This window comes from Sphingomonas sp. CCH21-G11, assembly GCF_001555965.1.
Classification (GTDB): Bacteria; Pseudomonadota; Alphaproteobacteria; order Sphingomonadales; family Sphingomonadaceae; genus Sphingomonas.
The window spans coordinates 97986-122021 of sequence record NZ_LSHX01000054.1 but is presented as its reverse complement, the minus strand read 5'-3'; the positions used below and the strand labels follow the sequence as shown (position 1 = coordinate 122021).

At 68.9% G+C, this 24036-nt stretch carries 25 protein-coding genes; 17 read left to right on the top strand and 8 right to left on the bottom strand.

Annotated elements, in window-relative coordinates:
* The first annotated feature begins 4 nt into the window (after positions 1 to 4).
* From AX676_RS15225 to AX676_RS15175, 11 genes are all read left to right on the top strand, one after another.
* Positions 5 to 457 (top strand): hypothetical protein, encoded by a 453-nt coding sequence (locus AX676_RS15225; RefSeq protein WP_066483611.1) that lies wholly within the window; start codon positions 5 to 7, stop codon positions 455 to 457.
* Positions 454 to 813 carry a hypothetical protein gene (locus AX676_RS15220; RefSeq protein ID WP_066483608.1) on the top strand — a complete coding sequence of 120 codons (360 nt, stop codon included), beginning with the start codon at positions 454 to 456 and terminating at the stop codon, positions 811 to 813. The genes AX676_RS15225 and AX676_RS15220 overlap by 4 nt, the downstream gene beginning before the upstream one ends.
* Positions 810 to 1550 carry a hypothetical protein gene (locus AX676_RS15215; protein ID WP_066483606.1) on the top strand — a complete coding sequence of 247 codons (741 nt, stop codon included), beginning with the start codon at positions 810 to 812 and terminating at the stop codon, positions 1548 to 1550. Before AX676_RS15220 ends, AX676_RS15215 begins: the two co-directional genes overlap by 4 nt.
* 57 nt (positions 1551 to 1607) lie before the next feature.
* A complete protein-coding gene (locus AX676_RS15210) occupies positions 1608 to 2246 on the top strand; it encodes a glycoside hydrolase family protein (RefSeq protein WP_066483603.1) in 639 nt (212 codons plus the stop codon).
* Positions 2243 to 2734: a hypothetical protein gene (locus AX676_RS15205; protein ID WP_066483602.1), complete on the top strand. Its 492-nt coding sequence runs from the start codon at positions 2243 to 2245 to the stop codon at positions 2732 to 2734. Before AX676_RS15210 ends, AX676_RS15205 begins: the two co-directional genes overlap by 4 nt.
* Complete coding sequence (locus AX676_RS15200) at positions 2709 to 3011, top strand: hypothetical protein (RefSeq protein WP_156437864.1); 303 nt, start codon at positions 2709 to 2711, stop codon at positions 3009 to 3011. Before AX676_RS15205 ends, AX676_RS15200 begins: the two co-directional genes overlap by 26 nt.
* A 138-nt stretch (positions 3012 to 3149) precedes the next feature.
* On the top strand, positions 3150 to 4136 hold the full coding sequence (locus AX676_RS15195) for a glycosyltransferase family 2 protein (RefSeq protein WP_231726036.1): 987 nt from the start codon (positions 3150 to 3152) through the stop codon (positions 4134 to 4136).
* Positions 4133 to 5221: a hypothetical protein gene (locus AX676_RS17955; RefSeq protein ID WP_066483596.1), complete on the top strand. Its 1089-nt coding sequence runs from the start codon at positions 4133 to 4135 to the stop codon at positions 5219 to 5221. Before AX676_RS15195 ends, AX676_RS17955 begins: the two co-directional genes overlap by 4 nt.
* An 88-nt stretch (positions 5222 to 5309) precedes the next feature.
* Positions 5310 to 6224, top strand: a complete 915-nt coding sequence (locus AX676_RS15185) for a sulfite exporter TauE/SafE family protein (RefSeq protein WP_066483595.1) — start codon at positions 5310 to 5312, stop codon at positions 6222 to 6224.
* Entirely contained in the window at positions 6224 to 6991 is a 768-nt protein-coding gene (locus AX676_RS15180; protein WP_066483594.1) for a TIGR02186 family protein, read from the top strand. The genes AX676_RS15185 and AX676_RS15180 overlap by 1 nt, the downstream gene beginning before the upstream one ends.
* A gap of 65 nt (positions 6992 to 7056) precedes the next feature.
* A complete protein-coding gene (locus tag AX676_RS15175) occupies positions 7057 to 8730 on the top strand; it encodes an ATP-binding protein (RefSeq protein WP_082731151.1) in 1674 nt (557 codons plus the stop codon).
* 93 nt (positions 8731 to 8823) lie between these two features.
* Here AX676_RS15175 and AX676_RS15170 read toward each other — a convergent pair whose 3' ends face one another.
* Positions 8824 to 10380: a M23 family metallopeptidase gene (locus AX676_RS15170; protein ID WP_082731152.1), complete on the bottom strand. Its 1557-nt coding sequence runs from the start codon at positions 10378 to 10380 to the stop codon at positions 8824 to 8826.
* Positions 10381 to 10601: 221 nt separating this feature from the next.
* Here AX676_RS15170 and AX676_RS15165 point away from each other — a divergent pair, with 221 nt between their 5' ends.
* The 5 genes from AX676_RS15165 (at position 10602) to AX676_RS15145 (ending at position 15521) form a co-directional block, all read left to right on the top strand.
* Positions 10602 to 13178: a helicase-related protein gene (locus AX676_RS15165; protein ID WP_066483592.1), complete on the top strand. Its 2577-nt coding sequence runs from the start codon at positions 10602 to 10604 to the stop codon at positions 13176 to 13178.
* Positions 13171 to 13476, top strand: coding sequence for an RNA-binding S4 domain-containing protein (locus tag AX676_RS15160; protein ID WP_231726035.1), 306 nt, complete (start codon positions 13171 to 13173; stop codon positions 13474 to 13476). Before AX676_RS15165 ends, AX676_RS15160 begins: the two co-directional genes overlap by 8 nt.
* Positions 13477 to 13512: 36 nt before the next feature.
* Positions 13513 to 13854 (top strand): ferredoxin FdxA, encoded by a 342-nt coding sequence (gene fdxA / locus AX676_RS15155; protein WP_066483589.1) that lies wholly within the window; start codon positions 13513 to 13515, stop codon positions 13852 to 13854.
* Between the two features lie 271 nt (positions 13855 to 14125).
* Complete coding sequence (locus AX676_RS15150; RefSeq protein WP_066483588.1) at positions 14126 to 14659, top strand: CarD family transcriptional regulator; 534 nt, start codon at positions 14126 to 14128, stop codon at positions 14657 to 14659.
* Positions 14660 to 14777: 118 nt separating this feature from the next.
* On the top strand, positions 14778 to 15521 hold the full coding sequence (locus tag AX676_RS15145; RefSeq protein ID WP_066483586.1) for a head GIN domain-containing protein: 744 nt from the start codon (positions 14778 to 14780) through the stop codon (positions 15519 to 15521).
* A 12-nt stretch (positions 15522 to 15533) separates the two neighbouring features.
* On the opposite strand, the gene pdeM is transcribed toward AX676_RS15145, so the two are convergent.
* The 3 genes from pdeM to AX676_RS15130 all read right to left on the bottom strand — a co-directional run bounded on the left by pdeM (position 15534) and on the right by AX676_RS15130 (position 19774).
* Entirely contained in the window at positions 15534 to 16196 is a 663-nt protein-coding gene (pdeM, locus tag AX676_RS15140) for a ligase-associated DNA damage response endonuclease PdeM (RefSeq protein ID WP_066483584.1), read from the bottom strand.
* 62 nt (positions 16197 to 16258) lie between these two features.
* Positions 16259 to 17269 carry an aspartyl protease family protein gene (locus tag AX676_RS15135; protein WP_066483581.1) on the bottom strand — a complete coding sequence of 337 codons (1011 nt, stop codon included), beginning with the start codon at positions 17267 to 17269 and terminating at the stop codon, positions 16259 to 16261.
* Between the two features lie 51 nt (positions 17270 to 17320).
* Positions 17321 to 19774: a ligase-associated DNA damage response DEXH box helicase gene (locus AX676_RS15130; protein ID WP_082731163.1), complete on the bottom strand. Its 2454-nt coding sequence runs from the start codon at positions 19772 to 19774 to the stop codon at positions 17321 to 17323.
* A gap of 29 nt (positions 19775 to 19803) precedes the next feature.
* Between AX676_RS15130 and AX676_RS15125 the strand changes: the two genes are divergently transcribed.
* Positions 19804 to 20796: a ligase-associated DNA damage response exonuclease gene (locus AX676_RS15125; RefSeq protein ID WP_066483579.1), complete on the top strand. Its 993-nt coding sequence runs from the start codon at positions 19804 to 19806 to the stop codon at positions 20794 to 20796.
* Between the two features lie 8 nt (positions 20797 to 20804).
* Here the strand turns inward: AX676_RS15125 and AX676_RS15120 are convergent, their stop codons facing one another.
* The 4 genes from AX676_RS15120 to lptB form a co-directional block, all read right to left on the bottom strand.
* The gene (locus tag AX676_RS15120) at positions 20805 to 21176 is read right to left on the bottom strand and encodes a hypothetical protein (RefSeq protein ID WP_156437863.1); all 372 of its coding nucleotides are present in this window, start codon (positions 21174 to 21176) and stop codon (positions 20805 to 20807) included.
* 124 nt (positions 21177 to 21300) lie between these two features.
* Complete coding sequence (locus AX676_RS15115) at positions 21301 to 21426, bottom strand: entericidin A/B family lipoprotein (RefSeq protein ID WP_082731153.1); 126 nt, start codon at positions 21424 to 21426, stop codon at positions 21301 to 21303.
* A 45-nt stretch (positions 21427 to 21471) separates the two neighbouring features.
* On the bottom strand, positions 21472 to 23013 hold the full coding sequence (gene rpoN, locus AX676_RS15110) for an RNA polymerase factor sigma-54 (RefSeq protein ID WP_066483572.1): 1542 nt from the start codon (positions 23011 to 23013) through the stop codon (positions 21472 to 21474).
* Between the two features lie 104 nt (positions 23014 to 23117).
* Positions 23118 to 23897 carry an LPS export ABC transporter ATP-binding protein gene (gene lptB, locus AX676_RS15105; protein WP_066483570.1) on the bottom strand — a complete coding sequence of 260 codons (780 nt, stop codon included), beginning with the start codon at positions 23895 to 23897 and terminating at the stop codon, positions 23118 to 23120.
* Positions 23898 to 24036 lie beyond the last annotated feature (139 nt).

Below are 24036 nucleotides of genomic sequence, written 5' to 3'. Positions count from 1 at the left end.
ACCAATGACCGAAGTTGTTCAGATGACCGCCATGCCGGGCGATAGCGTCACATTGACGCACCTGCCTGATTATCCCGGGCTGCACCCCGCGTGGACGCCAGAGCGGCCCTATTTTGAGCGGGCGTATGAGACCCAGGACGGAGAGGTTATCCGCGTGCGCTATGCCCCGGCCTATCGCGACCCGGGCATGGACGTCAGCATTGCCATTGCGCCGCGCGACATCGCGTTGATGGTCAGCGCATCCTTGGTCGATGAACAAGGCCAGGTTGTGAAGATCAACGGGCGTGGGCTTGTGCGGCCCGCCGAAGGCACCGGGGTTCCGCCGAACGCCAATGTCGAGCTGGAGCCGTTCCTCATTAAAGTGGCCCGCGTTCGTGCCGAGGAGCTGCTGCAGTTCCGCGAGCAGATGGTCAATCTGGCTGTGCTCATCCCGCCGCCGCCGGAGCCTGATCAATGAGCGTCGATGCGGTCACTGCCGCTTATCTCAAGTCCGAGGCGATGTTCGTCACGCGGTCGCCAGGCGCTGCGATCGACTGGGCGGGCAGCGACCGCGTGGGCGAGATCGTGTCGCCGCTCGCGGCCCAGGCGGACGCGCAGGCCGAGGCGGATCGCCAGCTCGCCTTCCTGGCCGCGCCGCGATCGATCGAGCGGATCGAGGTGCCGGGCAACCGCGCCGACCTGCTCGGCCGCGCGGTGACAATCGCGGCAAAGGGCGGCGGCTATGACGCCGGCGTCGCGGTGTTCGTCATCGGGGTCGAGGAGCTGGCCGAGGTGGATCGCACCATCCTCACCGTCCTGCGGCGGCTCACATGAGCGGGGTGCTGATCGTGCCGCCGGTGCCGATCGCGGCCATCGCCGTCTCGGCGGGCGTGGATGGTGCCAATCTGGCCACCCCCGATCCGCGCGAGGTGTGGACGGTCGGCGGCTCCGCCACGATCGACCTGGACCTGGGCGCGGCGACGGCGATCGACAGCATCTATCTCGGCTATACCGACCTGTCGGCCGCCGCCACTTGGACCATCTCGTCGGCCACCGGCATGGGCCTGGGCCTGGTGGTGATCAGCCCGGCCGCCCCGGCACGCGCGGCCGATGGCGAAGGCTGGCAGCATTGCTTCGTCCGCCTGGCCGCGCCGGTGGTGACCCGATATCTGCGCATCGCGATCGACGCGGCGGGTGCACCGTTCCACGCCGGGATCGTCGCGGTCGGCCTGGCGTTTGAAAAGCATCGCGAGCTGGGCGGCGGGCGCGGCCTGATCGACACGGGCGGGCGAACCGACCTGCCCAGCGGCGGCTTCGGGACCAGCAGCGGGGTCACCAAGGCGAGCTTCAGTTTCAGCTTCGTCGATCTGACCGACGCGGAGACCGCGCGGCTGTGGCGGATCGCCAGGGACTTCGGCACGCGCCGGCCGCTGGTGGTGGTCGAAGATGCCGACTTGCCGGCCGAACGAAACGACGCCATCCATTACGGGGTCTTCGCCCGCTTCAGCGACTATGAGCGACGCGAGGCCAACGCCACCCGCTGGCAGCTCAGCCATGTGGAGTGGGTCTGATGCCTCACCGCCAGCGGCTACCCGCCCCGCTTCGCCGCCGCGCGCAAAGCAGCGGCCATGGACGTCTCCTCCAGACCCGCCAGCACCGCGCGCACGAAGGGCTATTATGCCCGCCTCGTCGCGCTGATGGGCGCGGGCACGGCGGCGGCGTTCACCGCCTCTACCCTGAAATGGGAGGGCAATGAGTTGCTCGGCTATCGCGACATCGCCGGCATCGCCACCGCGTGCGGCGGGGTCACCGGGCATGGGATCGAGGTCAACCGCCGCTATTCGCCGGCCGAGTGTGACGAAATGAACGCGCGCGAGGCGGTGCGGCATGTCGAGGGCGTCCTGGCGTGCGCGCCAGGCGCGCAGGGCTATCAGTTAAGGGCCTTTGCCGATCTGGCCTACAATGCCGGCATCGGCGGCTTTTGCGGGTCAAGCGTCCGGCGCAACTTCAATGCCGGCCAGACCGTCGCTGCCTGTCGGGGGCTGCTCGCGTGGAACAAGGCGACTTTCGACGCAGCGGGGGCAGCCCGGCAGCGTCGCCAGGGGCAGGCCTGCGTGCCTTCCAAGACCCGCCCTGGCAAGTTCCTGTGCGCGGTGCGCGGGCTGACCCGTCGACGGGCCTATTACACCGAAATCTGCCTTACCGGCCTGCTCCCTGATCGGACGGCGGAGAGCCTTCCGGCGCGGCTTGAGGCGGTGCTGAAATGATCGGCAAGCTGTGCGCGATCGCCGGCATGACCGGCCTGTTCCGATACCTTTCGATCGGCCTTGGCGTCGCACTGATCGGGGTCGCGGTTTGGGGTTGGAACCAGCGCAGCCTCCACCACTATTTCCGGGGTATCGTCGAGCGCACGATCCTCGTGATCCCCGAGGCCGAGCGGCCGAAGCCGGGCGAGCTGCACATCGCGGTCAAGGGCATCCTGTCCGATCGCGCCACGGCGCGCGAGGAGAGCCGGCAGCGTGGCGAACGCATCCAGACGCTGTCGGATGCCAACCGGCAGCTCAAGGTCGAGGGCCTGGCCGCGCGGGGCGTCGCCGAGCGCAACTGGCAGCTCTACCAGTCGGCCAAGGCACAGCGCGACCAGGTGATCGCCAGGTCCAAGCAGGCCGCCACGCGCACCGAGCGCCAGTCGTGCGAGAAAGAACTCAAGGAGCTTGAGGAGGTGATGGATGCGCTACGCGCTGATGGCTTCTAGCGTGCTGCTGGCGCTCGCCGGCTGCACCAAGACGGTGACCAAGGAGCGCATCGTCGACCGCGACGTCTATGTGCCCGTGCCGGTCGGTTGTGTGCTCAATCGCCCTGCCGAGGAACCCGGCCTCAACCGCCGCTATACCGACCCGCAATGGGGGGCGATTGCGCCGGGTGCGCGGGGTCACGCGCTCCGCGCTCAAGCCAACGAACGACTGAACGAAATCCAGGCGCTCCGCGCTGCGCTCAGCGGCTGCAAAGACGCCCCGGCACCCACCCCTTAACGACGTCCGAAACCGCTCTTTCAACCGTCTATAAACCCTCCTTCAGTAACCTGGCTGCACAGTGCGTCGGGGGGCTGAAATGGACCGTATTGTTGTCGCGACTTTTTGTCGTTTGCGAGCCGTTCGCAGCGGGAATTTTTGTCGCGCTACACGCTCTGGCACGCGCTGCAGGCCGACACCCGTCGATCCCGGCACGTCCACGCGGTCGTCCTGCACGATGCCGAGGATGTCGTGCACCGCGACGAGCTTCGCGTGTTCGACGCGCTGACCCGGCGCTACGATGCGGTGCAGTTGCCGGTACTGCCGCTGGTCGACAAGGGATCGCGGCTGGTTTCGGGTCATTATTGCGACGAATTCGCCATCGCCCATGGCAAGCATCTGCCGGTGCGTCAGTCGCTGGGCGCGGCGTTGCCGTTCGCCGGGGTCGGCTGCGCGATCCGTACCGACATGCTGGCGCGGATCGCCGCTTTGCGGAACGGCGAGCCCTTCGATGCCGGCAGCCTGACCGAGGATTACGAGCTTGGCCTGACGGTCGCCCGGCTGGGCGGCACGGCGCGCTTCGCGCGCATCCGCACCACGAACGCGACGGGCGCGTCCGACCTGGTCGCCGTACGTGCCTTCTTCCCGGGGTCGCTCGATGCCGCCGTCCGGCAAAAGGCGCGGTGGATGACCGGCATCGCGCTTGTCGGCTGGGACCGCACCGGCTGGGCGCGACCGGCGGCGCTGGGCGACCACTGGATGCGCATGCGCGACCGCCGTGGGCTGGTCGCGATGCTGGTGCTGGCGGCGGCCTATCTGGGGCTGATCGGCTGGGCGCTCGGGGTGCTGGGGCATGCATTGGTCGATCGGCCGATCGCGCCCGTCGGCCCCGTCGTGTCGAGCCTGCTCGCGGCGAACGCGGTGCTGCTGGCATGGCGTCTGGCGTTGCGCGCCTGCTTCGTCGGTCATGCCTATGGCGCGACGGAGGCGCTATGGTCGCTGCCGCGCGCCATCGTCGCCAACATCATCGCGCTGCTCGCGACCCGACGCGCGCTGTTCAGCTATGTCGCGCTGCTGCGCGGCGGGGCGCTGACCTGGGACAAGACCGCGCACCGCTTTCCCGAAACGGCTCGGCTGACCGCATGATGTCTGGCGACGTCGGACGGCCGCTGCGCTTTGCCGCGATCCTGCTCAGCCTGTGGGCGATGTCGCGCGCGGCCTTTGTCTGGTTCGACCAGGATGCGCCGGACGCGCGCGTGGTCGGGCCGATAACGCACCCGATGGCAGGGGCGGGCCGGTCGGCGATCGCGCTGCCCGCACCGCTCCCGATGGAGGGCGGCGGTGTGCGCATGACACCCGCGCTGGCGGCGGCAATGGCCCGCCTGCGCGCGGCCGGTTCGACGCCGCGCGCGTCGGAACACCCCGGCCATCACCGTGCAGCGATCGGGACGCGGCTGATCGACGTGCGCGAGCCCGGCCGCGCGGTCAGGGCGGAACGCGTCCAGCTGGCGATGCTGGCGGCGGTCCACGTGGCGAGCAGCACCCAGCTGGTCGACCGCTATTTCGCCGATGCGCCGCGGCTGCGCGCGCCCGCGGCCGGCGATCCGCGCTGGTCGGGCAGCGCATGGCTGTTCGCGCGGAGCAACGGCGTACCGGCCGCCGCGGGTGCCGGCCAACTGGGCGGGGCGCAGGCCGGCGGGCGCGTCCGTTACCGGCTCGACGACGAAGGGTTGAGCGCCGCCGCGGGCGCAGCGATCCCGCTCGCGTCGCGCGGGCGTGAGGCGATGGTCGCGCTCGAATGGCAGCCCCGGGCCAGTCCGATCCGGCTGGTGGCGGAGCAGCGCATACCCCTGGACGACAGCATCAGCGGCGGCCCCGGCGTCGGCGCGGTGGCAGGCGTCGGCCCGACCGACATCGGCCTGGGCTTCGACCTGGAAGGCTTTGGCCAGGCGGGCGCGGTCGCACGCGCGCGGCTCGAACCCTATGTCGAGGGCGGCGCCCGCGTCGCTCGGCCGGTGGCCAGCGCGCGCGGGACGCGATTCGAGGTCGGTGCCGGGCTGTGGGCGAGCGCGCAACGCGACGCCCATCGCGTCGATGTCGGCCCGGCGCTCAGTGCGACATTGCCGATCGCCGGCCAGCGGTTCCGCGTCGCGATCGACTGGCGCGAGCGCGTGGCCGGCGGCGCCCGGCCCGATTCGGGGCCAGCGCTCTCGATCGGCACCGATTTCTGACGTCACTTCCGACGGTGGCACCCGATCCGCGCGCGCGCTATGGCGAGCGCACGCCGCCCACGCCACCAACCGGAATGCCGTCCCGCCCATGGACCTTTACCTCCCGATCGCCAACCTGTCGGTCAACGCGCTGGTCATCATCCTGCTGGGCGGCGGCGTCGGGTTCCTGTCGGGCATGTTCGGGGTCGGCGGCGGCTTTCTGACCACGCCGCTGCTCATTTTCTATGGCATCCCCCCGACGGTCGCCGCCGCGTCGGCGGCATCGCAGGTGACGGGGGCAAGCGTGTCGGGGGTCTTCGCGCATCTGCGCCGCGACGGCGTCGACCTGACCATGGGCTCCGTCCTGGTCGTGGGCGGCATCGTCGGATCGCTGCTGGGGGCGGGACTGTTCCGGCTACTGCAATCGTCGGGGCAGATCGATACGGTCATCGCCATCCTCTATGTCCTGATGCTGGGATCGATCGGCGGGCTGATGCTTCGCGAGGCGATCGTCAGCATTCGCGCGAGCCGGACGGGCGCGCCGGTGCCCGCACGCCGTCGGCGGCATCACCCGATCGTCGCCGCCCTGCCGATGCGCTGGCGCTTCTATCGATCCGGCCTGTACATCTCGCCGCTCGCACCGCTGATCCTGGGGTTGCTGACCGGCGTGCTGACGATGCTGCTGGGCGTCGGCGGCGGCTTTTTCCTGGTGCCGGCCATGCTGTATCTGCTCGGCATGGCGACCCGCGTGGTCGTCGGCACGTCGCTGTTCCAGATCCTGTTCGTCACCGCGGCGGCGACGATGGTGCACGCCCTGACCACCCGGGCGGTCGACATCGTGCTGGCCGGGCTGTTGCTGATCGGATCGGTGAGCGGCGCGCAGATCGGCGTGCGGTTCGCGCAGCGTGTGAAGCCCGAATATCTCCGGCTTGCGCTGGCGCTGATGGTGCTCGCCGTCGCAACCCGGATGCTGCTCGGTCTCGCCTGGCGCCCGGACGAGATCTTCACGGTCGAGCTCGCCTGATGCGCCTCCGCCCCGCCCTCGCCGCCGCGCTGCTGGCACCGATGCTGATGGCGACGACCAAGCCGGTGCTCGTCCCCGACGTGTCGCAGCGCGACATCGAGATCATCTACAGCTTCACCGGCGCGGAGCTCCTGCTGTTCGGCGCGATCCTCTACCCCGGCGGGCGCGTGCCGAGTGGCGACACCCCCGCCGACATCGTGGTGGTGGTCAAGGGACCGGCCCAGTCGGTGCGGATGCGCGAAAAGGAGAAGGTCGCCGGCATCTGGGTCAACGCCGACCAGGTGCGCTGGCGATCGGCCCCCTCCTTCTACGCCATCGCATCGTCCCGGCCGATCCGCGAACTGGTCGACGATCGCACCCGTGCCATCTACGAACTCGGCCTCGACAGCCTGCAATTGTCCCCGATCGGTGCCACCAGCACCGAGGAACAGGCACGTTTCACCGCGGGGCTCGTCGACCTGCGCCGGCGCGCTGGCCTGTATTATGAGGCGCCAAGCGCGGTCGAGATCACCGACGACGTGCTCTACCGCGCGCGCATCGCCATCCCCGCGCGCGTACCCGTCGGGCGCTTCACCGCGGAGACCTTCCTGATCCGCGACGGGCGGGTGCTGGCGGCGGCGGTGCGCGAAATCAACATCCGCAAATCGGGGTTCGAACGCTTCGTGGCCGCGGCGGCTCAGAACAGCTCGGTGCTCTACGGGCTGTCGGCGGTGTTGCTGTCGCTGGCGATGGGCTGGGGCGCGGGGGCGATCTGGCGTCGTCTCTGATCGGGCGCGAACCACTTCTTCAGGATTTGGTGGCATCACCGCCGGTGGAGATCCGGGGAGCGGCCATGGCAGAGTTTGAGGGTGCAAAGGCGTTCGACCACGCAGAGTCGGTCGGCACGGGCGTGATCGGCGGCGACGTCGCCGCGCTCCCGATCGGCGTGGTGACCAATATCACGGGCGCCAACAGCCAGGTGGGGCTGGATCGCACCGCGCTCGAAGCGTTGGCCGGCCATGCGGACACCGCGATCGCGATGGCGGGCCAGATCGGCAGCCAGATCAAGATCCGCGTCGGCAGCAGCTGGCTGGTCGCCAGCATCCGTTCGGTACGCTTCGACGACCGCATCGACGGCATGATCGTCGCACAGATCGACTATCTGGGCGAAGCGGACGAGGAAAAGCTCACCGGAAAGCTCTATCGGTTCCGTCGTGGCGTCACCCGCTATCCGCTGCCGGGAGCCAATGTCTACCCGGTGTCGGCCGCCGACATGAAGCAGATCTATTCCGCCGACGATCGCCCGCATATCGAAATCGGCAGCGTCTATCCGACGCGCAACATCCGCGCGGCGCTTTATGTCGATGCGCTGCTCGGCAAGCATTTCGCGCTCTTGGGATCGACCGGTACCGGCAAGTCGACCAGCGCCGCACTGATCCTGCACCGCATCTGCCAGCTTGCACCGCAGGGCCATGTCGTGATGATCGACCCGCACGGCGAATATGGCGCCGCGTTCAAGCATTCGGGCGAGCTGTTCGACGTGTCGAACCTGCAAATGCCCTATTGGCTGATGAATTTCGAGGAACATTGCGAGGTGCTGTTGACGTCGCAGGGCGACCAGCGCCTGATCGACACGGACATCCTGGCGAAGTGCCTGCTGGCGGCCAAGGCGAAGAGCCGCGCCGCACAGGAGATCACCAAGCTGACCGTCGACGCGCCGATCCCCTATCTGCTGTCTGACCTGACCAACATCCTGCAGCAGGAAATGGGCAAGATGGACCGCGCGGGCGACACTGCCCCCTATCTGCGCCTGAAGACCAAGGTCGAGGAAGTCCGCAGCGATCCGCGCTTCGCCTTCATGTTCTCGGGCATGCTGGTCGCTGACAACATGACGACGTTCCTTGCCCGCATGTTCCGCATGCCGAGCGACGGCAAGCCGATTTCGATCATCGACGTGTCGGGCGTGCCGTCCGAAATCACGTCGGTCGTGGTGTCGGTGCTGGCGCGACTGGTGTTCGACTTCGCGATCTGGTCGCGCGACGAGGAAAAGCAGCCGGTGCTGCTGATCTGCGAGGAAGCGCACCGCTATGTCCCCAACGAGCGCAACGCGGACGCATCGTCGGTCGGCCGCATCCTCAGCCGCATCGCCAAGGAAGGCCGCAAATACGGCGTCTCGCTTGGCCTCATCACCCAGCGGCCGTCGGACCTGGCCGAAGGCGTGCTGTCGCAGTGCGGCACGATCATCACGATGCGCCTCAACAACGATCGCGACCAGGCATTCGTCCGCGCTGCGATGCCGGAAGGCTCGCGCGGCTTCCTCGATTCGATCCCCGCGCTTCGCAATCGCGAGTGCGTGATCTGTGGCGAGGGCGTATCGACGCCGATCCGCGTCAATCTCGACACGCTGGAGGAGCATAAGCGGCCGGCATCGAGCGACCCGGTGTTCACCGAGCTGTGGCGCAAGTCCGGCGGCGAGGAACAGGCGATCGAACGCACCGTCCGGCGCTGGCGCTCGCAGGGGAAATAACGGATCGGGATCGCGCGCTCGCCTCCCGCGCGCCGCGCCGTCCCGCTCCCACCCTTCAGATGAAACGGTCCGTCGCCGTGCGGACCGAGTGCCTCAACCGCGCGGTCGCGCCGCCGGGTCCTGCACGCTCGCCGTGACCTTCGACGCGGCGGTGGCGCGCGACGCGGTCGTGCCCGCCGCCGGCACCGCCATCAGCCGATTCAGCTGCGCCTTGAAGCGGCGAAGCTCCTCCCCACCCAGCTGGAGCACGGTCGAGAAGGACACGCTGGACGGGTTGACCGCGCCGCCGTTCTTCCACAGCTCGTAATGCAGGTGGGGACCGGTCGACAGGCCGGTCGAGCCGACATAGCCGATCACCTCGCCCGCGCGCACGCGCTCGCCGGCGGTCACCGCGATGCGGCTCATATGGCCATAGCCGGTCGCCATGCCGCCGCCATGGCTGAGCTTGACGAACTTGCCATAGCCGCCGTTCCATCCGGCCATCGCCACCACGCCGTCATCGGCAGCGCGGATCGGCGTGCCGTGCGGCGCGGCGAGGTCGAGCCCCTTGTGCAGCCGCTGATAGCCGAGCACCGGGTGGCGGCGATAGCCGAAGCCCGAGGTCACCCGGCCGGGCACCGGGCGGTTCATCAGCCCGCGCCGCTCACCGACCCCCTTGGCGTCGAACCATTCGGTCCGGCCATTCTGTTCCCAGCGGACGAGCTGGATTTCGCGCTTGCCCTGATCGAGCCCGGCGAACAGCAGCTTGCCCAGCTGGACCTCGCCGGTTTCGGCGCGCGCCTGTTCGATGATGATGTCGAATTCGTCGTCCGAACCGACCCGACCGATCGGGACGCGGGTCGCCAGCGACCGGATATAGGCTTCCACCGCCTTCGCAGGCGCGCCGGCGGCACGGGCCGACCGATAGAGGCTGCTGCCGACCGTCCCGCGGATACGCAGCGGCGTCCGGTCGATCGCGATCGGAATTTCGTTGAGCGCAAGCCCCGTCGCCGCACGCTTGAGCTCGAGCGCCAGATCGAAGCGGGCGCGAAAGGCGAGCTTTTCGAGCGGGCGCGGCTCGGTCTTGGCCGCGCGCCGGCCGAGCGTCAGGTTGAGCCGCGTCCCCGGCGCGATCTCGCCCAGGCCGACCGCATTGGCGACCAGCGCGGCGGCGCGCTCGGCATCGTCGCTGCCGACACCCGACCGGGTGAGTACGCGTTCGAACGCGGTGCCCTGTGCCAGCGTGGCGGCCAGTTCGATGATCGGCCGTTCGGGCGTATCGGTGAGCGGCGCGACACGCGCGGTCGCGCCCAGGCGCATCCCCGTCGTCGCGCCCAGGCCGAGCGGGCTGATCGACAGGCTGCGCACTTCATCGAGCGACGCGTCGCTGACGACAGGCGTCACCGCACCATAAACGGGCTCGATCCCTGGCGAGAGCAGCGCCACGAAAGTCAGCAATCCCGCACAGGTCGCAACACCGCGCAGCCACACCCGGCTGCCGATATCGCTGCCGAGATCTGGGACCAGCTCAAAATCCGGGAAGCGCGCGCGCAGTCGGTCGATCGCCGTGGCGGGGGCGGCGGGGGTCCCGGCAGCCGAGGTCGCGCGGTCGGTGGAACGCGCACTGGTCCCGCCGGCCTGGTCCAACCCGATTTCACCGCGCAGAAACAATGCGCCCCGCTCCCCTGCCGATCCGGTTTGATTTGGATCGACTTCCCGTTTTCCTGTGGAACAAACAGGTTGAAGTCAAATTAACCCGCTTCGCCACCCGGTCGCGTTGCGCCGAATCGTGGCGGTCCGCCGATGAACGGTGTCGATGCGGCTCCAGACGCGACAAAGAACGCGCCTTCCCGCTTGCGCCCCCGCCCCGGCGCGACGATGTTGGTCGGGCGATGAGCGAGTTTGCGCAACGCCCGGTCACCGCGGTGCTGGGCCCGACCAATACCGGCAAGACGCACCTCGCGATCGAGCGGCTGTGCGGCCATTCGAGCGGGATGATCGGCTTTCCGCTGCGCCTGCTCGCGCGCGAGGTCTATGAGCGCGTCGTCGCGATCAAGGGTGCCGGCCGGGTGGCGCTGATTACCGGCGAGGAAAAGATCGTCCCGCCCGATGCGCGATGGTTCCTGTGCACCGCCGAGAGCATGCCGCTGGAGCGCGAGCTGGGCTTCGTCGCGATCGACGAGGCGCAGCTGGGTGCCGACCCGGAGCGCGGGCACGTGTTCACCGACCGGCTGCTTCGCGCACGCGGGCGCGACGAGACGATGATCCTGGGATCGGACGCGCTGCGCCCGATGCTGAAGGCGCTGGTGCCCGAGGCCGAAATCATCGGCCGCCCGCGCTTTTCGACGCTCAGCTATGCCGGCGCGCGCAAATTGTCGCGGCTGCCACGGCGCAGCGCGATCGTCGCCTTCTCCGCCGAGGAAGTCTATGCGGTTGCGGAGGCGATCCGCCGGCTGCGCGGCGGCGCGGCGGTGGTGATGGGGGCGCTGTCGCCGCGGACCCGCAATGCGCAGGTCGCGATGTTTCAGGCAGGCGAGGTCGATTACCTCGTCGCCACCGACGCGATCGGCATGGGGCTCAACATGGACGTCGCCCATGTCGCCTTTGCCAGCATGACCAAGTTCGACGGGCACCGGCAGCGCCGTCTGACCGTCGCCGAAATGGCCCAGATTGCGGGGCGCGCCGGCCGGCACCAGCGCGACGGCACCTTTGGCGCATTGCACGAGGAAGGTCCGGCCGCGTTCCGGCCGGAGGAGGTGCTGGCGATCGAGGCGCATGAAATCCCCCGGCTCGAGCATCTCTATTGGCGCGACGGCGCCCCCGACCTTGCCAGCATCGATGCGCTGATCGAGAGCCTCGAAGCGCGGCCGCCAGCCGGCGTGCTGCGCGCCGCGCCGCAGGCGATCGACCTGGCCGTGCTGAAACGACTGGCGGAGGAGGATTGGGTGCGCGTGCGGGTGCGGTCGCCCGCGATGGTCGCGCGACTCTGGGCGGCGTGCAGCCTGCCCGATTTCCGCAAGCTGGGAGCGGATCCGCATGCGCGTTTCGTCGGCCGGGTGTTCCGCCACCTGAGCGAGGGGCGCGGGCACGTCCCGCACGAATGGTTCGCCGAGGAAATCGCGCGGCTCGACCATCTGAACGGCGATGTCGAGACGATCGCCGGCCGCATCGCGGCGGCACGCAGCTGGGCCTATATCGCGCACCGCGCCGACTGGCTGGCCGATCCGGCGTATTGGGCCGAGCGTACCCGCGCGGTCGAAACGCGGCTGTCCGACACGCTGCACGACCGGCTGACCCAGCGGTTCGTCGATCGCCGCACCACCGTGCTGCTGCGCCAGATCGGCGCGGACGCGGGCGCGTTGCCTGTCACGGTCGGTCCCGACGGTGCGGTCAGCGTCGAGGACCAGCCGATCGGACGGCTGGACGGGTTCCGCTTCGTCGTCGCACCGGACGCGCGCGCCGCCGACAAGCGCATGCTGCTATCGGCGGCCGAAAAGCGGTTGGGGCGCGAGCTTCAGCGTCGTGCCGAGGCGCTGGCCGCCGCGACCGATGACGCCTTCGCGCTCCAGGCCGTGCCCGGCGGTGCGCCTGCGATCGGCTGGCACGGCGCGCCGGTCGCGATGCTTGGTCCCGGCAAGCGGATCGGCGCGCCGCAATTGCGGCTCGACCGCGCGCTCGACACGCTGGCCGCGCCCGCCCGCTCCGCGATCACGGTGCGGCTGCGGACGTGGCTCGCAGCCATGCTCAAGCGCCATACGCCGTTGTTTGAAGCGCTCGCCGCCATCCTGGGCGATCCCGAAGCCACGCCCGCCGAGCGCAGCATCGCCGCCGCGCTCGACGACGGGGCGGGCTTTGTCGCGCGCGACATGGTGGCGGATGCCGTCGCACAACTCGATGCGGCCGGGCGGCGACGGCTGCGGCGCGCGGGCGTGACGTTCGGCGCGATCGACCTGTTCGACGCGCGCCTGCTCAAGCCCGCGGCTGCGCGCTGGCGCCTGGCGCTGCTGGCGGCACGCGAGTCCGGCCGCGACGACCCGGGCGACGCGATCGCGCCGGCGGGGGCCACCGTGCTGCCGGGCGACCATCCCGCCGCGCGTCCCGGCCATGGCTTTCGCCGCTTCGGCGACCAGGCGGTGCGGATCGACATGGTCGAGCGTCTTGCCCTCGCGCTGCACGGTGCGCGCGACGGACGCCAGCCCTTTGCTGCCGACCTGGCGCTGGCGACCTCGATCGGGTTGACTCCGCCGACGATCGCGCGACTGCTGACCACGCTCGGTTTTCGCCCGGTGCCCGTTGCGACCGGCGCGGGGGAGGCACCCCCGGCCCAACAATGGCGCTGGCAGGGTCGCCAGCGTCCGCGCGCGACGTCGGTTGCGCCGCGGCCCGGCAATGCCTTTGCCGCGCTGGCCGACCTTGCACCCGTCCCCGCGCGGGTGCCTGCGCACCGACGGAAGCGGCAACATGACTGAGCCGACGATGCGGCTGGACCGCTTTTTGTGGTTCGCGCGGCTGACCCGGTCGCGCAGCACCGCCCAGACCATTGCCGAGGCGGGAACGCTGCGCATCGACGGCCGGCGTATCGACCGCTCGCACGCACCGGTGCGCGCGGGGTGCATCATCGCCTTTCCACAGCATGGCCGGGTACGCGTGCTGCGCGTCGCCGCGCTGCCGACCCGCAGGGGTCCACCGGGAGAAGCGGCGGCACTGTACGAGGAGCTGTCGACGGGGTCGGCGAAGGCAATTGACGCCGCCGAGTCCCGCGCATAGCAGGAGGGCGACCCCTTCGCTGGAGCCCAATGCCCCATGACCTACGTCGTCACCGACGCCTGCATCCGCTGCAAATACATGGACTGCGTCGAGGTTTGCCCGGTAGACTGTTTCTACGAGGGCGAGAACATGCTGGTCATCAATCCCAGCGAATGCATCGATTGTGGCGTGTGCGAGCCCGAATGCCCGGCCGAAGCCATCCTGCCGGACACCGAAAGCGGGCTTGAAAAGTGGCTTGAGGTCAACACCACCTTTTCGGCGCAATGGCCCAACGTGACGAGCAACCGCGGGCAGACGCCCCCTGACGCCGACGAGTACAAGGGCCAGGAAGGCAAGTTCGAGAAGTATTTCAGCCCGGAACCCGGCGCGGGCGACTGATCAGGGCGGAACGGCGTCGCGCGATCGCGACGCGGCGCGCCGGGATGCCCGGCGTCCTGCCTCGCCGGCACGGCGCCGTTGCGCATGGTGCCGCGCAACAGACGCTGGCAATTTTATTACGACTATGTTAAAAGGCTCGCGATGCGGTCGTCATTGACCGCGTCGCCCGGAGACGATTGGAAATTGCCCCGGCCCGAATGGCTCCGCCACCCGCTGGCGTGATGTTTCGTCTGGCCGCACGGGTGTCTGTTCACGGAAAGGCTTCACACACATGGCTGTCAAGGCGCTGTCCTTCGATGTCGGCGATTATGTCGTTTACCCCAAGCACGGAGTGGGCCGTGTCATTGAGCTGCAGAAACAGGAAATCGCGGGCATGCAGCTCGAACTCTACGTGCTGCGCTTCGAGAAGGAGCGGATGACGCTCCGCGTGCCGACCAACAAGGCGGAAAGCGTCGGGATGCGCAAATTGTCGTCGGACAAGACGCTGAAGGAAGCGCTTGACACGTTGAAGGGCAAGCCGCGGGTCAAGCGGACGATGTGGTCGCGCCGCGCGCAGGAATATGAGGCGAAGATCAATTCCGGCGACCTGGTGTCGATCGCCGAAGTGGTCCGCGACCTGTTCCGCGCGGACGACCAGCCCGAGCAGAGCTATTCCGAGCGCCAGATCTTCGAAGCCGCCGCCAGCCGGCTGGCGCGCGAGCTGGCCGCGATGGAGGAGCTCGACGAGCCGGGCGCGCTCGAGAAGATTCTCGACATCCTGCGCAAGGCCGCGGCGATCCATAACAAGGACAAGGTCGCGGCCTGACCGCGGCACAAGTCGGCAAAATCCCGGGCGGGGGCGGCGGTATCGGTCGCCCCCGCCCTTTTTGCGTTGATCGCCCACGCAAATAGTGTATTAGTATTGCAATACACAGGAGGGCGATATGCACTGGTCTGGTCTCATCATCCTACTGCCGCTGGCGGCGTGCAACGGCGATGATGGCGAGCGTCGCGCCGCCGTCGACAATCGTCCCGCCATCGCGGCGAGCGGCAGCGGCGCCGAGCGCAGCTTTGCCGCCACCGGCTTCGACCGCGTCGAGCTGGCCGGCGTCGACGATGTCGAGATCACGACCGGCGGCGAGTTCAGCGTCCGCGCGAGCGGCGATCCGAAGATCCTCGACCAGCTCAAGATCATGCTCGAGGACGGACAGCTCGTCGTCACGCGCAAGCGCGACGGCAGCTTTCGCTGGAACAGCGAAGACGGCGCGGCGCGCATCGCGATTTCGATGCCGGTGCTGCGTGCCGGCTCCATCGCCGGATCGGGCGATATGACCGTCGACCGCGTCGCCAACGACTTCGCCGGCGCGATCGCGGGGAGCGGCGACATGACGATCGGCATGATCCGCGGGGACAAGGCGCGCCTGTCGATTGCCGGATCGGGCAGCATCGCCGCGTCGGGGGAGGTCCGCTCGCTGACCGTCGAGCTTGCCGGGTCGGGCGATGTCCAGGCCAGAGCGCTGAAGGCGAGCAGCGCCGACGTGTCGATCGCCGGATCGGGCAACGTCGCCGCGGCGGTCGTCGGCGATGCGAAGGTCGCGCTGCTCGGATCGGGCGATGTCGATCTGGGCCCGGCGGCGCGCTGTTCGGTCAGCAAGATCGGGTCGGGCGAGGCGCGCTGCGGCAGCTGATCGCGGTCGCCGTCAGGCGGCGAGCGGGAAGCGCAGCAGACGGTCCTCGAGCGCGACCAGCGCCTCGGCCTGACCGCCGACTGCGCGACAGATTTCGGGATGGCGCGCATCGAGCCCACCGGTCAGTGCGCCGAACGCCGGCAGGATCAGCTTGGTCGGGGTCGCGACGAAGCAGCGCCGCGCGACGCTGCGTCCGCGCACCGTCACCCGGAACTTGGGATGGAAATGCCCCGACAGTTCGGGCTGGGCCTCCCCCGGCTCGGCTTCGTGGCGCAGCACCAGCCCGTCGACCCGCGCCTCGGCGACGATCCGCCCGCCCAGTGCATCGCCAAGCCCGGCATCATGGTTGCCGGTCACCCAATGCCAGTCGACCCGGGCGGTCAGCGCCCGTAGCCGCGCGCGCGCTTCATCGCACAGCCGCGTGCTGCCGGCCGCGTCATGAAAGCTGTCGCCCAGGCAATAAAGCACGACCGCCCCCGTCCGCGCCACTGCCGCCTCGAGCGCGGCGAGCGTTGCCAGGCTGTCATAGGGGGGCAGCATCTGGCCATGCCCGGCAAACCAGCTTGCCTTTTCAAAATGCAGATCGGCGACGAGCAGCGCGCGGCGCTGCGGCCAGAACAGCGCACCATCGGCACCCGCGACCAGGGCGTGTCCAGCGAACGAAAAGGGAACCATGGCTCCGCTATGCCCCGCCGGCGGCGTTCCGACAATCGCGAAAACGCAACGCCGCGCGCGCGTCAGATCCGCGACGGCTGCGCGTCATAGGTGATCGGCAGCGACGAAGGTCGCGCGCGATAGCGCGGCAGCAGGAACTGGATCCGGCGATTGGAGAAGTCGATATCGACGCGCCGGAAATAGCGCAGCGCGTTCATGCCGAGCAGCAGCGTCGGCTCTTCCTTCAGCCCGAGCTTCTCGAACGGGGCGAGATCGGCAAAGGCGATCGGCAGGCCCGACATCGTCATCGTGCCGATGCGCACTTCGTCGACGGTGGCGGCCGGAATCTCCAGATGCTCGCCCGTGACGCTGGTGAACGACATCGGACCGATCGCGACGCGCGTGCGCGCGACCTGGCGATACAGCGCCAGATTGCCGACGCTGACCGCCGCCCCCGTATCGACGATCACGCGAATGCGCCGCTCGCGATAGGCCGCGTTGGTGACGATCAGCTGGCCGAACTTGTTGCGCGCGGTGACGATGATCTCGTCCGGCTTGGGCCGCGGCGCACGGGCGACCTCGGCCTTGCGGACCCGCATCTCGCCACGGTCGAAGTCGATGGTCACCGCGCGGCCGTCGAGCGCGTCGACGCCGAGCAGCCCCGATCCGCCCAGATGCTGCGCCTCCAGCGCCGGAGCCGCGATATTGCGGCTGGCGGCGAGCGGCGTCACCTCAAGCTCGGGAATGACGACCGTCGCGACGCTCGATGTGCCGCCGAGCGCGGTCAGATTGACCCGCGGCCCGGCGGGCAGACCAAGCTGTTCGGCGAGCTGGCGCGAGATGACCGTGCGTTCGGCCCCGGTGTCGACGAAGAAGGGAAACGGACCCTTGCCCGACACCGATACGGGCACGGTCATCCGGCTGTCGACATGCGCGAACTCGACCGATCCCATCGAGGTTGCCGGATCGATCGCCGGGTCGATCGGCGATGCGGGCGGGAGCGTTGGCAGCTGTTGCGGGACGTCCGAGCGTGCGAGCAGCGGCGCGGCGGCGATCAGCGCCGCGAAACCGAGCAGTGATGGACCCCGCAACATGGACGCAGCATATACCCGACCCGGCATCCCGGCAATCGACGATCGTCACGGTCAGTCGAGGCGCATGGCCTCGGTCGCCAGGGCTTCGGCCTCAACCAGCAACGCGTCGTCGACGCTGGCCTGCGCCACGCTTTCCCGCCCGATCAGCACCAGCACCGGCACGGCGAGCGGGCTGACCCGGTCGAGATCGACGTGCAGCATCGTGTCGGCGGCGCGGTCGAGCAGGTCCGCAAGGCGCCCGACATCGGTCATTCGCGCCCGCGCATCCGCCCAGGCCGCCTCGAGCAGCAGATGCCCGGGCTCATAACGGCGCAGCACGTCGTAGATCAGGTCGGTCGAGAAGGTCACCTGCTTGCCGGTCTTGCGCTTGCCCGGCAATTGCCGCTCGACCAGCCCGCCGATCACCGCGACTTCGCGGAACGCGCGCTTGAGCAGCGCCGATCCCTGCACCCATTCGACGAACTCATGTTCCAGAATGTCCGGGGAGAACAAGGCGGCGGGATCAGTGACCGGCTCCAGCCCGTAGCACGCCAGGGCGTAATCGTTGGACACGAAGCCGATCGGCTTCAGCCCCAGCGCCTCCATCCGCCGCGTCACCAGCATGCCGAGCGACTGGTGCGCGTTCCACCCTTCAAAGCTGTAGGCGACCATGTAGTGCCGCCCCTCGCGGGGGAAGGTTTCGACCAGCAGCTGCCCGGGGGCGGGCAGGCGCGACCGGCGCTGCTGTACCTCCAGCCATTCGCGGACATCGTGGGGAAAGCGCGCCCATTCGGCGGGATCGTGCAGGAAGTGGCGCACCCGCCGCGCGAGATTGGTCGACAGCGGCATCCGCGCGCCGACATAGGTCGGGATGCGCGCCGGCCGGTGGGTGGCACGCACCACCAGGTCGGTCGTGTCCATCCGCTCGACCTCCAGGCTGATGCCCGAGAAGAAAAAGGTGTCACCGGGTGACAGCGTGGCCGCGAAATATTCCTCGACCGTGCCCAGCTTGCGCCCGTTCCTGAACCTGACGTCGAGCGTCGGGGCGTCGACGATAATGCCGGCATTCAGGCGATGTTGCGCAACGAACTTGGGGTGGCTGACCCGCCACAGCCCGTCGGGGCCGCGTGTCAGCCGCTTGAAGCGGTCATAGGCCTTCAGCGCATAGCCGCCATCCGCGATGAAGCCGAGCACCCGGTCGAAGGTTGCCGCATCGAGCGCCGAATAGGGCAGTGCCGACTGGACCTCGCGCAGCATCGCGTCCGCCGCGAACGGTTCCGCGCATGCGCACGCCATCAGGTGCTGGGCGAGCACGTCGAGGCTGCCGGGGCGGAACATGTCGGGGTCGAGCTCGCCCGCTTCCACCGCGTCGAGCGCGGCGCGTGCCTCGAGATATTCGAACCGGTTGCCCGGCACCAGGATCGCCTCCGACGGTTCGTCCAGCCGGTGGTTGGCGCGCCCGATACGCTGCAGGAGGCGCGACGAGCCCTTGGGCGCGCCCATCTGAATCACGCAATCGACATCGCCCCAGTCGACGCCGAGATCGAGGCTGGCGGTCGCGACCAGCGCACGCAGCTTGCCGTCGGCCATCGCCTGCTCGACCTTGCGCCGCGCCTCGCGCGCCAGGCTGCCGTGGTGGATGCCGATCGGCAGCTTGAGCTCATTGGCCTTCCACAAATCCTGGAAGATCAGTTCGGCGAGCCCGCGCGTGTTGCAGAAAACGAGCGTGGTCCGGTGCGTCTCGATCTCCGCCATCACCTGCGGCGCGGCATAGCGGCCCGAATGGCCCGACCACGGGACCCGGTCCTGCGGCAGGGCGATGTGGATCACCGGTGCGGCACCCGCTTCCCCCAGCACCTTCGTCACGCGGTCGATATCGCCATCGGGGGCGAGCCAGGCGCGGTAGCCGTCGGCATCGGCGACCGTCGCGGACAGCGCGACCCGGCGCAGCGCGGGCGCGAGCGCCTGCAGCCGGCTCATCGCCAGCGCGAGCAGGTCGCCGCGCTTGCCGGTGGCAAAGGCATGGACCTCGTCGATCACGATCGTCCGCAACCCGGCGAAAAGCGGTGCGGCATCGGGATAGGAAATCAGCAGGCTGAGCGATTCGGGCGTGGTAAGCAGGATCTGGGGCGGCCGCGCGCGCTGCCGCGCCTTGCGATCCGACGGCGTGTCGCCGGTGCGCGTCTCCACGCGGATGTCGAGCCCCATTTCTTCGATCGGGGTCAGCAGGTTGCGCTGGACATCGACCGCCAGCGCCTTCAGCGGCGAGACATAGAGCGTGTGCAAACCCTCGGCCGGCCGCTCGATCAGCTCGCACAGCGTCGGCAGGAAGCCCGCCAGCGTCTTGCCCGCACCGGTCGGCGCGACCAGCAGCGCATGATCGCCCGCGCGCGCGGCGGTGAGCATGTCGAGCTGATGCCGGCGCGGCGTCCAGCCCTTTGCCGCGAACCAGCCGGCCAGTGCGGGGGGAAGCGATTGATCCACGGGCGCTATATGGGGCGGACGGCGACGCGGACATAGTGGCATCGCGCGCATCGCGACCCCATATCGCGCCGATGCTTGGCGACTGGATCGTTCCGCGGCCCGAAGGCATCTACATCCCCGCCGCCGACGCGTGGGTCGATCCGTCGGTGCCCAAACCGCGCGCGCTGGTCACGCACGGCCACGCCGACCACGCCCGCGGCGGGCATGGCGCGGTGTGGGCGACAGCCGAGACGCTGGCGATCATGGGGGTCCGCTATGGGCCCCAGGCGGGGCATCCGGTCGATTACGACGCGCCCATGCGACTGGGCGAGGTCGGCATCAGCTTCGTTCCCGCCGGCCATGTGCTGGGCAGCGCGCAGATCGTGCTCGAACATCGCGGCGAGCGCGTCGTCGTCTCGGGCGACTACAAGCGGCGACCCGATCCCACCTGTGCGCCGTTCCGCGTCGTGCCGTGCGACGTCTTCATCACCGAAGCGACCTTCGGCCTGCCGGTGTTCCGCCACCCCGAAACGCGCGACGAGCTCGACAAGCTGCTGGTCGCCTTGCGCGCCGAGCCCGAACGCTGCGTGCTGGTCGGTGCCTATGCGCTCGGCAAGGCCCAGCGCGTGATCCGCGAGCTGCGGGAGATGGGGTTCGACGACCCCATCTATCTTCACGGCGCGCTGCAGCGATTATGCGACCTGTACGTCGCGCATGGCGTCGACCTGGGCGAGCTGCGCGCGGCGACGGGGGTGCCGGGCCGCGAACTGCGCGGCCGTATCGTGATGTGCCCGCCCGGCGCGCTCAACGATCGCTGGTCGCGCCGCCTGCCCGATCCGGTCACGGCGATGGCGTCGGGGTGGATGCGTGTGCGCGGGCGTGCGCGCCAGCGCAATGTCGAGCTGCCGATCATCCTGTCCGACCATGCCGATTGGGACGAGCTGACCCGCACGATCGAGGAGGTGCGTCCACGCGAGCTATGGGTGACCCATGGCCGCGAGGAGGCGCTGGTCCATTGGTGCATGACGCGCCAGATTCGGGCCCGCGCGCTCGAGCTGAACGGTTTCGAGGACGAGGACGACTGACGCCGCGATCACGCGGCGCTGACGCTGTCCTCGACCTGGAAGACCCAGTCCTCCGCCTCGGCTTCGGTGGCGAAGCACTGGGCGTTGCGGCTGCCGATCACGCGCAGCAGCTGCATCCGCGCGAGCGAAGACGCGACGACGAAGCCGACCTTGCGCTGACGATATTTGGGATCGCCCATCACGCGGCGAAACGCGTCGACGACATCCTGGGTCTGGATCCGCATGTCGCTGATGTCGCAGATCATCCGCTGCTGGCTGGGCAGGCCGCCCGCGCGAGCGGTCGCGCGGTGCACGGCGTCATGATAGCCGGCCACATCGTCGAGCGAGAAGAATCCCCCCATTTTGACCTTGATCAGGCGACGCGCGGGGTCGACGTCCACTGAGAAATGTCCGTTCATTCCCGTAGATTAGCGGGTGAAAGCTTAGCAAAGCGTAACCCGGGCGCAAGATTCGGCAAAAAAATCCGATCGTTGCCCGCTGCACTCGCATCCGCGCAGCGCGGGATCAGGTCGCGCGATCGACGCTGTCGGCGGCCGATTCGAGATCGCGCCCCACACCACGAACCGTGTTGCACGCCGACAGGGCGAGGCAATTGACCGCCAGCAGCACCAGGATCATTCGTCGCACCATCGTCAAGCTCCCGTTTCTCACAAATGCGCCCCCGGTCCGGCCGGGTCAGGCGGAATGGCCCGCGCCCTGCAGCGCCTTTTGCCGACGACGCTGGACCGAACTGCCGATACCCATCGCCTCACGATATTTGGCGACGGTGCGCCGGGCAATATCGAAGCCCTTGCCGCGCAGCAGATCGACGAGCGTGTCGTCGGACAGGATCGCCTTCGCGTCCTCCGCTGCGATCAGGCTGCGGATCGCGTTCTTGACCGCCTCCGCCGAGACCGCGTCGCCGCCATCGGCGGACTGGATCGCGCTGGTGAAGAAATATTTGAGCTCGAACAGCCCGCGCGCGCAGCTCAGATATTTGTTGCTGGTCACGCGGCTGACCGTCGATTCGTGCATCTCGATCGCTTCGGCCACCCGGGCGAGGGTCAGCGGGCGCAGATGCGCGACGCCGTGCAGAAAAAACGCCTCCTGCTGCTTCACGATCTCGGTCGCGACCTTGATGATCGTGCGCTGGCGCTGGTCGAGCGCCTTGACCAGCCAGTTGGCGCTGGCGAGGCAGTCGCTGAGCCATGCCCGCGACGCCTTGTCGCGCCGCGCGGTGCCCGACAGCTCGGCATAGTAGGTGCGGTTGACCAGCACGCGGGGCAGCGTCGCCGAATTGATCTCGATCGCCCAGCCATCGCCACGCCGCGCGACGAACAGGTCCGGGACGACCGCCTGGCTTGGCTCGCCGCCATAACGGCACCCGGGTTTGGGATCGTAATTGCGCAGCTCGCGGATCATGTCGGCCATGTCCTCGTCATCGACGCCGCAGATGCGCTTCAATTGCGCGAGCTGCCCGCGGGCGACGAGGTCGAGATTGTCGATCAGCCGCGCCATGCACGGATCATAGCGATCGGCCTCCTTCGCCTGCAGGGCGAGGCATTCGGCGAGGTCGCGCGCGCCAACCCCGGTGGGGTCGAAGGTCTGGATGATGGCCAGCACCGCCTCCACCCGCGCCAGCGGCACGCTCAGGCGGTTGGCGATGTCGAGCAACGGCTCGGTCAGATATCCGGTCTCGTCGATCTGGTCGATCAGGTGCGCGGCGATGAACAGGTCGGGGCCGGCGATCGCCGCGCCCGCCTGGGCCAGCAGATGATCGGCGAGGCTCAGGTCGGACTGGGCGAAACTGTCGAAATCCGGCCCGTCCTCGCTCGCGCCCCCGCTTGCGCCGCCCGCGAGGCCCAGTCCGCCGTCCAGCCCGCCGATCGCATCCGACGGGCTGTCGTGGTGGAAGGTGTCGGCCGCAAAGTCGACATCGAGCTGTGCCTCGCCCGCATCGCCGCCCGACTGCAGCAGTTCGGCCGCGTCGGCCGGCCCGTCGCGCGGCGGATCGTCGGGGTCGAACGCGCCCTCGCCCTCGCCACTGTCGCGCCCGCCATCCTCCTCGCCCGCACCCGGCGAATTGGCCTCGAGCAGGGGGTTTTTCTCGATCTCCTCGGCGATGAAGGCTTCGACTTCCAGGTTGGAAAGCGCGAGCAGGCGAATCGCCTGCTGCAACTGAGGCGTCATCACCAGCGACTGCGACTGGCGCAGGTCGAGGCGCGGCGCGAGGCTCATGTCACGTCATCGCCCGCGCGCCAGGCATCGCCGGTCGCGCGATGCAGGGCCGCGATGCCGGTCAGCGCAGCGGAAACGCGCAAGATGGGGCACGCGGTCATGACCTAAAGCGAGAAGCCCTCGCCCAGATAAAGGCGGCGGACATTGGCGTCGGCGACCAGTTCTGCCGGCGATCCGGTGAACAGCACGCGGCCGTCATAGATGATGTAGGCGCGATCGACGATGTCGAGCGTCTCACGGACATTGTGATCGGTGATGAGCACGCCGATCCCGCGCCGCTTGAGCTGGCACACCAGGTCGCGAATGTCGGAGATCGAGATGGGATCGATGCCCGCGAAGGGCTCGTCGAGCAGGATGATCGTCGGATTTGCGGCCAGCGCGCGCGCAATTTCGGCACGCCGCCGTTCGCCGCCAGACAGTGCCATGGCGGCCGAATCACGCAGCCGGGTCAGGCCGAATTCGTCGAGCAGGGTGTCGAGGCGCGCGCGGCGGACATGCGGATCCGGCTCGGACAGCTCGAGCACCGCCAGGATGTTCTTTTCGACGCTGAGCCCGCGAAAAATCGAGGTTTCCTGGGGCAGATAGCCCAGCCCCAGGATCGCGCGGCGATACATGGGCAGCGCGGTGATATCCTCGCCGTCCAGCATGATGCGGCCCGAATCGGGCTTCACGAGCCCCATCACCGAATAGAAGCAGGTCGTCTTGCCCGCGCCGTTCGGGCCGAGCAGGCCGATCACCTCGCCCCGCCCGACGGTCAGCGACACGTCGGACAGCACGCTGCGCTTGTCGTACGCCTTGGCGATCGACACCACCGACAGGCCGACGCCGCCGTCGCTCGGCGGCGGGGACACGGCCGGTTCGGCGAGGGTCGCTACTTCATTCATCGGCCTGCTCCGTCACCGTTGCGGTGCCCCTTACCGGACTGGCATGATTCCTGCCTCATAATCCCTTGCCGGGAAAGGCCTGTCTGGCACTTTGGCACCGATTTCATCGCGTTCCGGCGCGAGTCGCGTCGGCGAGACG